Source organism: Pseudoalteromonas luteoviolacea (assembly GCF_000814765.1).
GTDB classification, from domain to species: domain Bacteria; phylum Pseudomonadota; class Gammaproteobacteria; order Enterobacterales; family Alteromonadaceae; genus Pseudoalteromonas; species Pseudoalteromonas luteoviolacea_H.
In genome coordinates this window covers 867,001-882,120 of sequence record NZ_JWIC01000004.1, presented here as the reverse complement: position 1 = coordinate 882,120, position 15,120 = coordinate 867,001, and the positions used below count along the sequence as shown (strand labels likewise).

Here is a 15,120-nt window from a genome sequence, read left to right as displayed (position 1 = left end):
GAGTACACTGGCTGTGTCAGTTAGAGAGAGACTCTCTAATTTTTTGTACTTAAATCTTATACTTAGTATCCTTTTTTGGGGACACCAAAGAATACTAACAAGATATTTTATGAGGGTTTGCATGAGCAAAAATAAGTTAAATTCGTACTTTCCAGCAGCTGTTGACGATGTCAATGCAGGCCCGTTTGCCGACATCCAAAAACGTCTAGATGATATTCAAGACTCTGGTATGACAGCGTTGGCAATTCGTAATATTTTATTTCATAAAATGCTGGATTTACACGCTGTTCCTGAGGACCATTTTCTGCGTAATGAATCAACGCCAGAAAGACTCGATGATCCGAGCCTCATTGCTAAACTCAATGACTTAGGTTTTTATCGTGCTTCTTCACGAGTAATGCACTAAGCAATCGATTTTCTGAGGGCCTACTCCCTCTAAAATAGGCTGGCCATGCCCGTCGCCAGCCTACCTTCTTCTCTCAACTATCTTGTTTTTTCTTTATCACAGCCTTGGGTAACACAGTTTTAACTGCCTCTATGACTGGTTTATAGTAAATAGCCCACAATGAATCATGACCTGCATCATACTTACCTACCCCAATCGAAATATTTTGAGCCTCTGACGCCCGAATCAAGCTGCCAGCTAGACGGTCCCAGATAGCTAAAGCAGAACCTATATTGGTGTCAAAGTGTTTAGGATTATCACTATGATGAATTTGATGCTGAGCTGGGCTGATGAACCACCCTTCAAGCTTATCCCCCCAACTAAACCAAATATGAGAATGACGTAGGTTTGAGCCACATATATTAAAAATAAATACAAATACATTGGCACCCAGAATATCAAACATACTGAGTGCTGAGCCAAAAAAGAAGTAACCCAATCCAACCACTATCCCCTGTGTCAACGCCATGCGACACGCGTAAAAATAACTTTCAATGGGGTGAGAGCGATAGATAGTGAATGGCGTAAGGACCTTAGCTGAGTGATGTACTTTGTGAATTTCCCACAAACAAGGCACCTTATGTAACGCTAAGTGGAGTAAGTAACGTGTCAAATCATCCACTAAAAATAACATGAGGGTAAACAGAGCAACCACGACATATGACGGCCACTGCAAGTGAAGAGAGGGACCAAATACTGTTTCCAGTAAGTCAGAAATCCCTATGGCAACAGGTACCATGGTCAGGACGATAGGCGTAAAAGTCAGCGCTTTGATGATACGATTAATAATAAATAACCCATAATCTTGTTTGGCACTTTCGTGCAACCAAACTCTTTTGGGAAATAAAAAATGCCAGAACCCCCTTACAGATCGTGACTGACTGGTGGCGCAGTAGACAAAAAATGCCATTGCAACTGCCGAAGCCAAATACAACCAAAAGATACGTTTATTTGCATCGACTAAATACCCTGGCAAGGTTGAGATACTTTGCCAAATAGTCTCTATCATTAAATTCAATGTCTCCTGATAAATTTAAAAAAGGCCACATTAAGTGGCCTTATATCAAAACAACGTGCTCGGATATGCCACTTTAGAATGCGTATTTATATCCAACAGTTACTTGTCTTGGTTTGCCAGGGCGTGCGCCATATGGCCTACGGCTAACAATTTTATCTTCATCCAATAAGTTGTCTACTTTTAAGTAGACTTGACCATAGTCAGCAAAGTCATAGCTGGCAGATAAGTCGACTGTTGTTGAAGAAGGCACTTCTTGTCCTTCTAAATACAGTGTGAATTCCTGTGTCCCATCGACCCAACTGCGTCCAGCGGCTTCTGGCATAGAACCAATATACTTAATAGCCAGTGAAGTACGCCACTTTTCAGCACTCAAGCCAATGTTAAAGCTAACTTGATGCTCAGGTAGATATGGCAATGGATCGCCGCTTCTCACTTCACCCCATTGCGCGAACGTAGTGCGGCGGTCATTCTTAAACTCACCTTTGGTATACGTATAAACTAGGCTATACGGTATATCTAATTGTAAATTTAAAGGATAACGCTGTGAGAACTGTGCTTCTAGGCCATAAACATGCGCTGCACCACCGTTAAACTCCGCATCCTGCTGTGTGCTATCGCCACAATTAGACTGGCCACAACTTTCTTTTAAGTTACTGTAGTCATTGAAAAAGCTGACAACTTCAAACTCAGTGACGCCATCGTTGAAACGACCACCAAACTCATAGTTTGTGCTTTTTTCAATTTCAATCTCTGAAGATTGTGCCGGAGAGGCTGGTGAAAAGCCGCGATGTACACCAAACAACAACCCAGAATCTTCACTTAACTGATAAAAGCCACTTAGACCTGGTAACCAGATCCGCGTCGTTTTATCTAGCCAATCATTTGGGTTGCTGTTGTTTTGGTAGTGCATATCCATAATCTCGCCACGAACACCCACACCTAACGTTAATGCATCAAATTTAATTTTGTCTTCAACATAAACAGACCATGCTTCTGTATGCTCTGTATTCAACGAAGTGAATCGCTTGCTGTTTTCTACTAAAGACGATACTCCTGACTTCATTTCATAGCTTTCTTCAAAGTGCTTACGTTCGATTTCATCTTCGTGAAATCTCACGCCAAATGATAAGTCATGATTTAAATCGAATAGCTTAAATGCAAAGTCACCATCAACTTGTAAACCCTGTGAGTAATACTCTCGGTCATTCGTACCCATAGTTAAGAAGTTGGCTGCACCTGGCACAACAGAGTCTTGCTCGCCTTTTAGTATTTCATACAAACGTTGGTTGTCTTCTGCTTCAGGATTGAGCAAGATTTCCTGAGGGGATTTGCCTTCAACACTGTTTAATTTCAGCCAAGCACGCTCATAATCATTACGATATAAACGTGTTGTTAAGCTCAAATTGTCTGTATTCATACTGTGAGTGAACATCACTTGCTGATGCTGGGTATCCATTTTTGCCGGCGCTGTCGCAGCGTATCGACGATATGGGTTTTCAGCAAAGTCAGCTTCGGTCAAACCAAGATAAGTCTCATCTGAAATCTCATCAGCGTAGCTTAACTTTAAGCCGAAGTTATGCTCGATGTCACCTTGCTGTAAACGATAGTTAAACTTAGCTAAAATATCATTTTTATCGAAGCCAGTGTCACCGCCGCCGTCAAGTTCTTTAAATCCATCCGCTTGAACGTTTACAGCTTCCACTAAAAAGCCAATGTTATTGACCACTGAGCCAAAATAACCATGTGCTTTAGTATAACCATCGCCACCAGCTGCAATATCAATTGCGCCTTCAGTAAATTCGGGAACCGAGCGCGTTACGAGGTTCAACGCACCTGCAATAGTCTGTGGACCATGTTTAATCGCCGCAGGCCCTTTAAATACTTCCACCGCCGTCATGCGTGTTGTTTGTGGAAAGTAGTAAGCTGCTGGCGCTGAGTAAGGTGCAGGGCCAATTAACACCCCATCTTCCATGATGGTAATTTTTTTACTACGTTCTGGGGTCACACCGCGAAAGCCGATGTTTGGGCGCAAACCATATCCATCTTCTTCACGGATATTCACGCCAGGTACAGACGAAAGTACACGATGTATATCGTCATACTCGTACTCACCGAGTTGCTCTTCCGTCAGCAACGTCGCAGAACCAGCTTCAGTCCTTAACTTGTCATAGTGACTGATAATTTGTATATGTTCGATATCATCTTTCGCTGTTTCATCAGCGTAAGCACTTGGTAACGCAACAGCAACCGCCATTGCCAGTAATGATTTGTTCATACGTGTGTACTTAGTCATTATCACCTGCCGATGTTTGAGGAAGTTCTAGAGCCAGCTTATTGATAAAGTCATTCTTAAGCTCGTCGGTGACATTTTTCACCTTGTCATGTACTTCAGTTACAGCGGCAGTATTGTTTTCAACTGTGTCTTTTAAAGAGCCATCAATAGCCAACAAAGCAGCTTCTGCTTCATTAAGCCCTGTTAACATACGCTGTTTTACATCTGAGCCTTGCTCCGCATCAAGGAAGTCATCAAAGCCTAGCGTATTGTCTGCATTACTGCCTTCACCCGTAAAGATTTGTTTGAATGCGCGGATATTGGCAAGTAAGTTTTCTTTTGAATGCTCGGAGATATCAGATTCAACGTCCTGAGGGCAGATATTAGAACCACAACTGTTGGTAAATAAACCTAAAGGCTCACCCAACTTTTGGTCCTTCAGTTCTTTGGTCATGTAAAACAGTGCTTTTGAAATTTCATTCAACGCGGTGTGTGCTGAATCAAATTGCGAACCTGAACTGCCTGCATTAATCAATTGATTAGCAAAGCCATTGTCGCCTTGCCAGCGAGATAAAATCTCGGCACTATTATCAACAATATCGTCCGCTACCGTGCTTGCGAACTCACAACGAGCTACTTTTCTCTCATTGATCGATTTTCCATTCCATGGCGCCAGTGCATCATTAACCGTAGTACAGTTGTGATCGTAATTGGTATTGAATAACGCATGTTCAATTGCAATAAGTCCCTTGCGATCAGTCGTACGGTTTTTAATATTATATGGGTTGTTTGCGTTACCATTAATGACACCCTCATCATGGTAAACAATATCCAAATCGATGTTACACAGAGCACCGCCAGCTGGCCAAGAGTAAATATTGCCTTTCAACTCTTTACTGTTGGTAATAATTGGACCAACTTGCATCATTTCAACATATTGCCAACTTGCCATCGCCGCACGCCAGCTATCTTTCGCTTGTTCATGCAAGTCTGCCGATTCCGCACTTTGCGCTTTCTCTGCCACGCAGTATTCACCAATTTGTGTTTTCTGCGCTTTCGCATACGCGTCAAACTGAACAAGTGCAGGTGTCAGTACATTAGTAACCAAGTTAGAAACAAGCGCGGCTTCATCAAACGTTGTTGGCGTTGTCGGTGTTGTCGGTGTTGTTGGCGTTGTCGGTGTCGTTGGGGTCGTCGGCCCATTTGAACCATTGCCACCAGCAAACTCTGAGCCCGCAGTGCTGGAACTACTTTCACCACAACCACTCAAAAGTAATGTGACAGCGACAGCCACTGCACTTAAAGGGGATAAGACTCTCATTGTATCTCTCTTATTTGATACCTATAAATACAACAAAAGGTTAGCTACATCCGCAACTAACCTTTCCATTACTAATGACCTAAATGATTACCACTCAGTAACATTCTGTGCATCAAAACCATAAGCCTGTGCGATAATATCACGTGCTTTTTCTAGATCGGTGATGTAGCCAGGGACGTCAGCTGCAGCAAGTTTAGGTGCGTCGCCCATTAGTGTATGAATTTCAGCAAACTGCTCGGCAGTGACTGGTGAATGCGGGTTGAATTGGAAGTTCAAGGCGAAACCTTTCATCTCACCCCAATATTTTGCAAGCTTCTCGAAGTGACTCGCTTCGAAATCACCTGAAGCGATTAACGATAGGTTGCCATCTTCTTTAGCAATTGTGTAATTGATATAGTGGATCACAGTTGCTGCAATTGATTTTTCCCAATTTAGTAACGCTTGATCACGGTACATCTCAATCTTTTGCTGGTCTTCTTCAGACCAGTCAGCAACGTCCTTACCAAAGTTGTCTGTGATTAACTTACGGCCTTGGATGAATGCTAGTTGAGCAGCACCTGAGAAATCAGTTGGGTTAGCGTTACCAGCAGAGCCTTTGTCACGCTTAGATGCGTTGGTTGAGTTACCAAAGTTGTACTCTGTTAATAAATCAATTTTACCTTCGCCTGATGTGTCATGAAACGCACTGCTAGAAATTTGCTCATCGCTATACTCTAAATAGTGTGTCGCTGCACCGAAATAACCGTAGCCTTCGTCAAACTTATGCTCTAATTCTGTATATGTCTTACCTTCAGCCAGTACAGTGTTGTCTGCTGACTTGTCACCAATTAGCAGTTCGTCAAGGTAGTCATCTGCACCTTGAGAAAGTGCAACAGCGCCATTCAAATGCTTTTGAACTAGCTGTACAAGGTCTAGACCTTCTGGTGTGATATACAGGCTATTTAGATTAACTGTTGTACCATTGTGTGTTGCAGATAACTGGTTACCACTCTCAAAACTTGCAATCTGTGCATCAATCAGATCTAGGTAGTGTAGTACCAAACCTTCTGGCGTTGAATCTTGTGTACCAAAGTCAGTCCAACCCACTAATGAACCCGTTTCTTCCCACTTTTTATTCATATAAGTGGTGTCACGACCAGCAATCTTACCGCCTTCACCAAGTACTTTCTTCACAGAAGAAATTTGACCTAGAGTCGTTTGCTCTGCTGTATCAGGTAGGAAAGTTAATTGCTCATCTAAAAATGCAACATCACCATCTTGTGGGTTTAGTAAAACACGAATTTCAGCAACGATGTCTTTTAATTGTTGCGCATCGCTGATACCGTCAGTGCCTGTTTTAAGCGTGCCTAACAGCTTTTTAACTTCTAAGATAGTCGCTTGACGTGATACTTGTCCTGAATATGCAACTGAAGAATCGCCAGCCGTATTTTTGAACTCATACACGTTAACACCTGGCGTTGCTTCAACGTCAGAAATAGCGATTGTGATCTCTTGCTCTACTTTTTCATCGCCAGAATCTGTCGCAGTCACAGTTAATGTCACTTTTTGCTCAGCTTCTTGCTCGAAGTTAAGCGTATTAGCTGCTTTAAGTTTCAGCTTACCATCAACAATTTCAAAACGGCCATCGCTCACAGTATACGTTAATGCACTCGCTTCATCGCTGTCATCTTCAAATACAACGCCAGTCACTTCAGCGCCTAACGTATCTTCAACAACTGATGCGCTATCAGCAGTAATCGTTGGTGCTTTATTTGAAGGAGTTGTTGGTGCAGGTGTTTCTGGAGTAGTGACCGTGTTGTTATCGCTACTAGAGCCACCACAACCTGTTAAACCAACTGTTGCTGCTAAAACTGCAGTTGCAAGCAGAGACTTTCTTAATGCCATTAGACGTCTTCCTATGAAAATTATTTGTATTTGCATTTATTTAACGGGACAAAGTATACACTTACCTAAATAGCAATCAATATTATTTGCGTTGTCAAAAGTATACAAATTGACAGGTAGAGTTAAGACTAAATATAGAAGAGAAAATGAGAGTCAATAGCATTAAATCTAAAATAATTTGTAACAACCTGTTTTGAAAGGATTTTGGTTATTTAAATACAAATTATAGATTATTTTGTTATATATTTTTCACAGGGTTTGGTTGATTTATAGTTCGAAAAATTCGAACTATAAATATTTACCACGCTTCTTTTACAAAGAGATACCCTTGACGCCAAACAGTTTTTATCTTTTGTGGGCTGGTTGCATTATCTCCAAGCTTCTTGCGAAGACAAGATACACGTACGTCTATCGTTCGGCTGTTTATTTGATACCCCTGACCGATGATCTTTTCATAAATTTCTTCTCTGCTGACCACTTGAGGCGCTTGAGAGGCCAATAACCAAATTAGATCAAATTCGTGCGTTGTCAAACTCACTAATGTATTTTCTAACATCACAGTGCGCTCATCGCCTTTAATGGTCAGCGCACCAAAAGTGAGTACTTTATCTTCGTTATTGCTATTTTGCTCTGCAACGGCTTGGCACTTTCGCAACATGGCGTCTAAACGTGCTCGCCATAATCTTGGTTTGGCGTGGGTCGCTATCACATCATCTGCGCCAAGTTCGAGCAATAGACTTTGAATATCATCATTGTTGTCATCTACCGAGACAAAAACAGGTGCCTGGTAATAGCTTTTTAACGTGTTGATCGTGTCGAACTTTGCACTGGTTGCAATAGTCTGATCAATGACAATACTACTCACAACTCCTTTGCTACTTTTTTGATTTACGTGATCTAAATTTTCTAAGACCATGGTTTGCACATCAAATCCCTGATTTTGAAGTGCAGCTTGAGGCACTGCCAAACTATTACTTTTACTCTCTGCGATCAGTACGGTATGCACTACTTACCCCTGTTCTAAACACCTAATTTTTTGCGAGTCTACTCCTCTTACCTGAACATCAGCTTTACGAATTAAATATTCCATTAGATACCGAAAACAATTTATTAATTACCGGATCTTGAAGTCTTTTTTTCTTCGCAACTAACCCAATATCAATCTCTTCGGATTGTAAATTCAGTTGTTGAACTTGATTTTTAAACGGGCTTTGTGACAGCACTATTTCTGGGATATACGCCACTCCAAACCCCAAACTTGCCAATGCCACCATGGCTTCGTGACCAGAAACATGTGCGTACACTTGAGGCTGTATGGACATGCGTTTAAAAAAGTTGTCAATTCTCTCTTTAAGTACACCCTGCTCGGGCACAATAAAAGGTAATTGCCCCCACGGAGGAGTACCGTTGCGATGTTCATCTAATAGTTCAGTCAAAGGACACGTCATTGTCGGAGCGATAAATACCAACCTTGAACGGCCGATTGACTGGTACTCAATGCCCTGAGGTAACGAAGCCGGTTTCACTGCAACCGCAACATCCGCCAAATCGCCCTGCACTTGAGAAATAGAATAAGCAGGATCACCTGTCATTAAATTGAGCTCAACATGGGGATACTCCTTACGATAACGCGCAAACAAATCATAAATAAAACTGTAGGAAGCAGTGACGGAGCAATACAAACTTAATTCACCAGTCAAAGGCTTTGAGTCGTCTTGACATTCACTTTTAAATTGTCGCCAACTCGCCAATGTGGCCTGAGCATAATGTACAAATGCTTTGCCTTGTGGCGTTAAAGATACGCTGCGGTTATCTCTAATGAACAAGGGTGTACCAACCTCAGTTTCTAACTGCTTGATCTGGCGACTCAGTGTTGGCGGACTAATGTAGCATTTTTCACTTGCGCGGGAGAAATGCAGTGTATCAGCCAAAGCCAAAAAGTAGTTGAGCTGTTTATGGTCCATCAAAATGCCTCAATATTTCAAAATATGAAATACAATAATTTAAATATATCATTTTACGCAAGTACTACTTGCCTCTATCTTAGGTGTAACACATAAAAGTAACTATAAAACGACAAAGCAGGACCTAACATGGCGAATTATTTCAACTCCTTACCGCTGCGCGAACAACTTGCGCAATTGGCTCAATGTAAGTTTATGGACCCATCTGAGTTTAATGATGGTGTCGACGTTCTCAAAGGTAAAAAGTTGGTGATTGTAGGGTGTGGCGCACAAGGCTTAAACCAAGGTCTAAACCTCAGAGACTCTGGTTTGGATGTGGCTTATGCACTGAGACAATCTGCCATCGATGAAAAAAGACAATCATACTTAAACGCCAGCGATAACGGCTTTGTCGTAGGCACTTATCAAGAGTTAATTCCCAGTGCTGATTTAGTACTGAATTTAACACCAGACAAACAACATTCAGCGGTTGTAGAAGCCATCATGCCAATGATGAAGCAAGGCGCTACATTGGCCTATTCTCATGGCTTCAATATCGTTGAAGAAGGCATGCAAGTCAGAGATGACATTACAGTTATCATGGTTGCGCCTAAATGTCCTGGCAGTGAGGTAAGAGAAGAATATAAACGAGGCTTTGGCGTACCGACGCTGATTGCTGTGCACCCAGAGAATGATCCAGAAGGAAAAGGTCTCGATCAAGCAAAAGCATATGCCGCAGGTACTGGCGGCCACAAAGCCGGAGTCCTGAATTCTTCCTTTATTGCTGAGGTAAAGTCTGACTTGATGGGTGAACAAACTATTTTATGCGGTATGCTGCAAACTGGCTCTCTACTGTGCTTTGACAAAATGGTCGAGCAAGGTATCGCACCCGATTATGCATCTAAGCTGATCCAATATGGCTGGGAAGTGATCACAGAAGCGCTGAAACATGGCGGTATTACCAACATGATGGATAGGCTATCTAACCCAGCAAAAATCAAAGCTTTTGAATTGAGTGAAGAACTTAAAAACATCATGTCACCGCTATATAACAAGCATATGGACGATATCATCAGCGGTGAGTTTTCTAGCGGCATGATGGCAGATTGGGCAGAAGGTGATGCAAAATTATTGGCATGGCGAGCAGAGACAGCAGAAACCCCATTTGAAAAACAGGCCAATACAGAGCAACATATCTCAGAACAAACCTTTTTCGACAAAGGCATCTTGATGGTTGCCATGGTCAAAGCGGGTGTGGAATTGGCTTTTGAAACGATGACCGCAGCGGGCATCATTGAAGAGTCGGCTTATTATGAGTCATTACACGAAACGCCACTTATTGCTAACACGATTGCACGTAAAAAGCTCTTTGAGATGAACAGAACTATCTCGGATACGGCTGAATATGGGTGTTATTTGTATAACCATGCATGTCTGCCGCTTCTGAAGCCATTTATGGAAAAAATCACCAGTGACGTCATCGGTGCTGGACTAAATCAACAAGATAACTATGTTGATAATCAGAAACTTATCTCGGTTAATAGTGCAATTAGAAACCACCCTGTAGAGATTGTTGGTACAGAATTGCGCGGCTACATGTCAGCCATGAAACGAATCGTATAAACCAGTTCGCTTGTTAGAACCAAGGCCCAACAGTGAAAACTTTGGGCTTTTTTTCATACATTTAAGCGATAAAGAATACAAATAACTAGGAAATACATACGACATAACAAATAAATCTATATGTGTTAATTATTGACCATGGTAGAATTATCGCCACGCGGTAATCAGTTTCTGTAGGTTAAATGAGTAACACAAGCTTTACAATCACTCAAAAAATCACCATCCTAGGTAGTGCCACGGCAATATTAGTTGCCAGCTTAATTGGCTTTATTTCAATTTATCAGTCTAAGTCTATGGTTGAATCCAGAATGCTTGGATCAGAGCTTCCTAGTAAAGTTGAAAGTATCACCAAATCACTTGAGCAAGAGATTGCGGTATTGAAAAATGCGGCAGAGCAACTCTCGAGTAATCAGTTTATTGTCGACGCTGCGCAGAATGGTCAGCTCAATGAGACCTTATTACTGGGTGAACTCAAAAGATTACAGCAACAGTATGGCTTAGCAACAGCATCTTGGGCAAACAGACAAAACAACAAGTACTGGAACCAAGATGGTTTTTTAAGAGTACTCAACACGCAGCAAGACGGCTGGTTCTTTGCATTTACACAAAGTAGAAAAGCCTATTCTATTAGTATATTCCAAGAATCTCCTGGCGATGTGAAAATGTTTGTCAACCATCAACAGACAAACGGCATCGGCCTTGCGGGATTAGCTAAAAGCATCGACGACATGCAACAAAAACTCGCCAATATGCGCATAGAGCAAAGCGGATTTGTGTTTGTTGTTAATCAGGAAGGACAAACTCAGCTTCATCCAGATGCCAGCCTTGTCGCAAAATCAAATTTGTCTGACTTTTATGGCGTACGTTCAGCAACAGAGCTGCTCAATAATTCACGGTTGAACATTCTAGAGTTAACAACGCAAGAGCAGGCTGTTTTGGTTGCAGCCAACCCTATTCCAGGCACCGACTTATTTGTCATAGCCCAAGTACCTCAGCAGGAAGTCTTTTCTCAGGTCACTGAGTTACAATGGCAAATCGTGACTTTTGCACTGATCATCGCATTGGTTGCGAGCATTTTCAGTGTGTTACTTGCCCGCACATTAAGTGCCCCTCTATTAAAGATGGCCGACGTATTCAAGCAACTTGGCAGTGGTGATGCCAACCTTAATTATCGGGTACCGCGCTCTGAGCAACCGGAATTAGCAGCGCTCGGAGATGGGTTCAATCAATTTATTGATAAAATTGACAGTGCGATAAGCAAAGTTGCGACTGAAAGCCGAGACATTCGCGCGGCCAGTGAATTAGTCTTTGAACAATCACAGCGCAATTCACAATCGTTAGATGAGCAAAAAAATCAAACGATATCCGTTGCCGCAGCCATCAATGAAATGGCTGCAACCGTACAAGAAATTGCGGGGAGCGCTAACAACACGGCGAAGCTTACGCTAGCAAGTAAAGAAAGCTCTCAAGAAAGCCATGGCTGCGTTCAAACCAGCCAAGAAACCTTAATGGAATTGGCAACGGATATACAAAATATGGCGACTCAGGTAGAAACACTTGCCAGTAAGACCAAGTCAATTGCAAACATTTTGGACGTTATCAGGGCCATCTCTGAGCAAACGAATCTACTTGCTTTAAATGCGGCAATTGAGTCAGCTCGTGCAGGTGAGCATGGTAGAGGATTTGCAGTTGTTGCTGACGAAGTCAGAGCACTCGCCAGTCGCACATCTCAATCAACCGATGAGATCCAAGCGACTATCACCGAGCTGACCGCAGCGTCTGATTCTATAGTAGAGCAAATTGCCCTGTCATCTGGGCAGGCTGAGCAGAGTGTGTCACAGATGCAGACATCTGTTGAACTCATGGATAAAATTACTGAAACAGCAAATCAGATCAATGATATGACTACACTTATCGCGACGGCAACGGAGCAACAAAGCAACGTGGTCGTTGATGTAGGTCGAAGCATTGAACAAATCAGCGTCATTAGTGATGAAGTGATGAATGACCAACTCAGTACTGAACAAGCTATCCAGCAATTGGCCGACTCTGCCAAAGCGCTAGATAAGTTAGTTGCTAGCTTTTAGAGTAGTTAGACCAATATTACGCAACGCTTTGTAACAATTTTTTCTTTATTTACTCCCAAGTTTCGCTAGTCTAGTAAGAAAGGCTGTTGGGAGTAAATATGATGAAAATGAGTTTTCAGAGCGTTTTATTGGCTGTATCTGTCATAACTACAACTGGGCTAATGAGCGGGTGTCAATCTACTCAACCTGTCGATCAACACAATCTTACCCTACTTGAACACGCCCCCTTCAAAGTCCTAGAAGTGGAGTCCCAAGAAGAAATCTTTGTCCTAGACGAGCAAATCATTACCTCGCTAAAACAACACTTTCGACAAGATGCACAACCTGAAATTAAACATGCACAGTTGATAATGCAATTTTTACTTGAAAATGGCGATGCCTCATTATCGTATATGAGCGACGCTAACCTGACAGCTTCACAAACATATCAAAATCTAAATGCCAATTGCTTATCTTTGTCTATCTTGGCTTATAGCCTATCTGACTTCTTAAACCTAGAAGCTGAGTTTCAGAAAGTACACGTACCTGAATACTGGGCCTCGAGCCGCGGATACAACTTCCTAAGCGGACACATCAATTTGAAAATCCATGAAGATCGAACAAAGTATTATACAAAAAAGGTACTCCATACGGCCCCAAGAACATTAACCATTGACTTTGATCCCAATAGTAGACAGCAAGCTTTCAAGACCACCCCCATTAGCAAAGATAGGGTCACCGCTATGTTCTACAATAATAAAGGCGCAATTCATATGGTTGAAAACAAGTATGACTTAGCTTTCAGCTATTTTAACGCGGCCATAAAAATTGATGAAAATTACTCGAGTGCATGGGCTAATTTAGCCATTCTTTATCGACTCTCTGACCAATTAGAGACAGCTGAGCGCCTTTATAATCAAGCCATTGCTCTAAACCCCAATAATAATACCGCGAAAGGCAATTTGGCTGTGCTTTACGATTTAACGAATAGAGAAGAGCAAGCAAAAAATATCAGAGGACAGCTGCATAAATTTAGAAAAAGCAATCCTTATTATATTTTGACGTTAGGCAATCAAGCAATGGAAGACGGGCACATTACCAAGGCAATTAGGCATTATAGAAATGTACTCAAACTAAATAATCGCCTGCATGAAGGTCACTTTGCCTTGGCTAAGGCATATTACGCCAAAGGGGACCTCAAACTCACCAAAACGCACATGAAACGGGCACTAGAGTTAGCCGAGTTTGAACACAATCAAATTCAATACAGGGGCAAACTGGAATGGTTAGATGCAGTGGCTAAAAACTAGCTTTTTCGCTTGCGCATTTTTTAGCATTAACGCATATTCACTGGAGCGGGATATGCGAATTTTAACAAGCCCCGAATTTGAAGGCAGACCTTCAGGCGGGGCGAAGCCACATCGCAGTGCCTATTATATTACTCGTCAATTCGAAAAATATGAGTTAGATGTTCAATTCCAAAAATTTGAATTTGAATATGGTTTTTTTGACTCTGCTACTGGCCATAATGTCGTTGCAACGCAACACTGCAAACGCACCCAATGTAAACCACCACTTGTGATCACCGCACACTATGATCATCTTGGTCAGCGAGGTAGCCGATACTATCCAGGAGCAAATGACAATGCATCTGGCGTGGTGGTCATGATAGACATAGCAAAACAATTACATAATCTAGATGTCGCACGTGACATCATCTATGTCGCAACTGATGCAGAGGAAAAAGGACTTCACGGTGCCAAGGCTTTCGTAAAGCAGTGGGGAGATCGCGCTATCTATATGAACGTCAATCTAGATATGCTCGATTTACAGAAAAAGAATACATTATATGGGCTGGCATCGAGATCTTTACAGCCGATAAAAAGTGACATCACTGCCACATTTAACGCCACACCAATAAAGTTTCGGCTTTTCTTTTCGGCTAAAATCATGGCTCGACGATTAAATGCACCTCAAATCGACTGGCTCAGAGCCAGTGATCATTACCCATTTCACAGAGCTGATATCCCATTTATCTATTTTGGCACAGGCATGGACAAACACCATCACTCCGTCAAAGATTCATTCGATGAAATCAATTTTGACAAGCTGACACAAGTGTCAAACGCAATCACCAAATTTGTGCGCTCACAAGTGCTAGATAATACCTCAGCGACTAACTGACGCTTTTTATGTTTACTCAGCTGCTTCACTTGCCACTCCAGTTTAGCAGCCTTGACTTTAGACAAGTGTGATACAGCCACAACCAATACAACAGGCCCTTTACCACGTAAACTCTTCGCGCCCGTGCCATCATTGTGTTGTCGTAACCGACGCTCTAAATCAATAGTAATCCCCGTATACCATTGCCCTAGCCTATTTTCGACAATATATAAATACCAGTCTGACTTCGTTTGATTACTTTTGCTCACATTTAAATTTCTCTATCTTAGAAACTTTTTCCAAATTGCACAGTCGAAATGCACAATCTACTTTACCTTCTTAATGCAATCTGTATCATTCGTACTAACCTAAAATAAGGATACAC

Annotated in this window: 12 protein-coding genes; 5 read left to right on the top strand and 7 right to left on the bottom strand. The window is 42.0% G+C overall.

The window, feature by feature from the left end:
* The first annotated feature begins 121 nt into the window (after nucleotides 1-121).
* Nucleotides 122-406 (top strand): hypothetical protein, encoded by a 285-nt coding sequence (locus JF50_RS07195; RefSeq protein ID WP_039608732.1) that lies wholly within the window; start codon nucleotides 122-124, stop codon nucleotides 404-406.
* 73 nt (nucleotides 407-479) lie between these two features.
* Here the strand turns inward: JF50_RS07195 and JF50_RS07190 are convergent, their stop codons facing one another.
* The 6 genes from JF50_RS07190 to ilvY form a co-directional block, all read right to left on the bottom strand.
* Complete coding sequence (locus tag JF50_RS07190) at nucleotides 480-1,454, bottom strand: sterol desaturase family protein (protein ID WP_039608731.1); 975 nt, start codon at nucleotides 1,452-1,454, stop codon at nucleotides 480-482.
* Nucleotides 1,455-1,536: 82 nt separating this feature from the next.
* Nucleotides 1,537-3,756 (bottom strand): TonB-dependent receptor family protein, encoded by a 2,220-nt coding sequence (locus tag JF50_RS07185; protein WP_039608730.1) that lies wholly within the window; start codon nucleotides 3,754-3,756, stop codon nucleotides 1,537-1,539.
* Nucleotides 3,749-5,056 (bottom strand): imelysin family protein, encoded by a 1,308-nt coding sequence (locus JF50_RS07180; protein WP_039608729.1) that lies wholly within the window; start codon nucleotides 5,054-5,056, stop codon nucleotides 3,749-3,751. The genes JF50_RS07185 and JF50_RS07180 overlap by 8 nt, the downstream gene beginning before the upstream one ends.
* A gap of 87 nt (nucleotides 5,057-5,143) precedes the next feature.
* Nucleotides 5,144-6,940, bottom strand: a complete 1,797-nt coding sequence (locus JF50_RS07175; RefSeq protein WP_039608728.1) for a DUF4856 domain-containing protein — start codon at nucleotides 6,938-6,940, stop codon at nucleotides 5,144-5,146.
* Between the two features lie 298 nt (nucleotides 6,941-7,238).
* Nucleotides 7,239-7,946: a winged helix-turn-helix domain-containing protein gene (locus JF50_RS07170; RefSeq protein ID WP_039608727.1), complete on the bottom strand. Its 708-nt coding sequence runs from the start codon at nucleotides 7,944-7,946 to the stop codon at nucleotides 7,239-7,241.
* Nucleotides 7,947-8,010: 64 nt separating this feature from the next.
* A complete protein-coding gene (gene ilvY, locus JF50_RS07165) occupies nucleotides 8,011-8,904 on the bottom strand; it encodes an HTH-type transcriptional activator IlvY (RefSeq protein ID WP_039608726.1) in 894 nt (297 codons plus the stop codon).
* Nucleotides 8,905-9,033: 129 nt separating this feature from the next.
* Between ilvY and ilvC the strand changes: the two genes are divergently transcribed.
* The 4 genes from ilvC (at nucleotide 9,034) to JF50_RS07145 (ending at nucleotide 14,756) form a co-directional block, all read left to right on the top strand.
* Nucleotides 9,034-10,506, top strand: a complete 1,473-nt coding sequence (ilvC, locus tag JF50_RS07160; RefSeq protein WP_039608725.1) for a ketol-acid reductoisomerase — start codon at nucleotides 9,034-9,036, stop codon at nucleotides 10,504-10,506.
* A 182-nt stretch (nucleotides 10,507-10,688) separates the two neighbouring features.
* Complete coding sequence (locus JF50_RS07155) at nucleotides 10,689-12,593, top strand: methyl-accepting chemotaxis protein (RefSeq protein WP_039608724.1); 1,905 nt, start codon at nucleotides 10,689-10,691, stop codon at nucleotides 12,591-12,593.
* A 98-nt stretch (nucleotides 12,594-12,691) separates the two neighbouring features.
* Nucleotides 12,692-13,882 carry a tetratricopeptide repeat protein gene (locus tag JF50_RS07150; RefSeq protein ID WP_039608723.1) on the top strand — a complete coding sequence of 397 codons (1,191 nt, stop codon included), beginning with the start codon at nucleotides 12,692-12,694 and terminating at the stop codon, nucleotides 13,880-13,882.
* Nucleotides 13,883-13,934: 52 nt separating this feature from the next.
* Entirely contained in the window at nucleotides 13,935-14,756 is an 822-nt protein-coding gene (locus JF50_RS07145) for a M28 family peptidase (protein ID WP_160290453.1), read from the top strand.
* On the opposite strand, the gene JF50_RS26680 is transcribed toward JF50_RS07145, so the two are convergent.
* Nucleotides 14,639-15,004 (bottom strand): GIY-YIG nuclease family protein, encoded by a 366-nt coding sequence (locus JF50_RS26680; RefSeq protein WP_080760138.1) that lies wholly within the window; start codon nucleotides 15,002-15,004, stop codon nucleotides 14,639-14,641. The two genes, JF50_RS07145 and JF50_RS26680, sit on opposite strands and share 118 nt — an antisense overlap.
* Nucleotides 15,005-15,120: the final 116 nt, after the last annotated feature.

Coding starts and splice junctions, on each gene's coding strand:
- JF50_RS07190 (WP_039608731.1), bottom strand. CDS start 1,454: ATGATAGAGACTATTTGGCAAAGTATCTCAACCTTGCCAGGGTATTTA.
- JF50_RS07175 (WP_039608728.1), bottom strand. CDS start 6,940: ATGGCATTAAGAAAGTCTCTGCTTGCAACTGCAGTTTTAGCAGCAACA.
- JF50_RS07145 (WP_160290453.1), top strand. CDS start 13,935: ATGCGAATTTTAACAAGCCCCGAATTTGAAGGCAGACCTTCAGGCGGG.
- JF50_RS07155 (WP_039608724.1), top strand. CDS start 10,689: ATGAGTAACACAAGCTTTACAATCACTCAAAAAATCACCATCCTAGGT.
- ilvY (WP_039608726.1), bottom strand. CDS start 8,904: ATGGACCATAAACAGCTCAACTACTTTTTGGCTTTGGCTGATACACTG.
- ilvC (WP_039608725.1), top strand. CDS start 9,034: ATGGCGAATTATTTCAACTCCTTACCGCTGCGCGAACAACTTGCGCAA.
- JF50_RS07195 (WP_039608732.1), top strand. CDS start 122: ATGAGCAAAAATAAGTTAAATTCGTACTTTCCAGCAGCTGTTGACGAT.
- JF50_RS07180 (WP_039608729.1), bottom strand. CDS start 5,056: ATGAGAGTCTTATCCCCTTTAAGTGCAGTGGCTGTCGCTGTCACATTA.
- JF50_RS07185 (WP_039608730.1), bottom strand. CDS start 3,756: ATGACTAAGTACACACGTATGAACAAATCATTACTGGCAATGGCGGTT.
- JF50_RS07150 (WP_039608723.1), top strand. CDS start 12,692: ATGATGAAAATGAGTTTTCAGAGCGTTTTATTGGCTGTATCTGTCATA.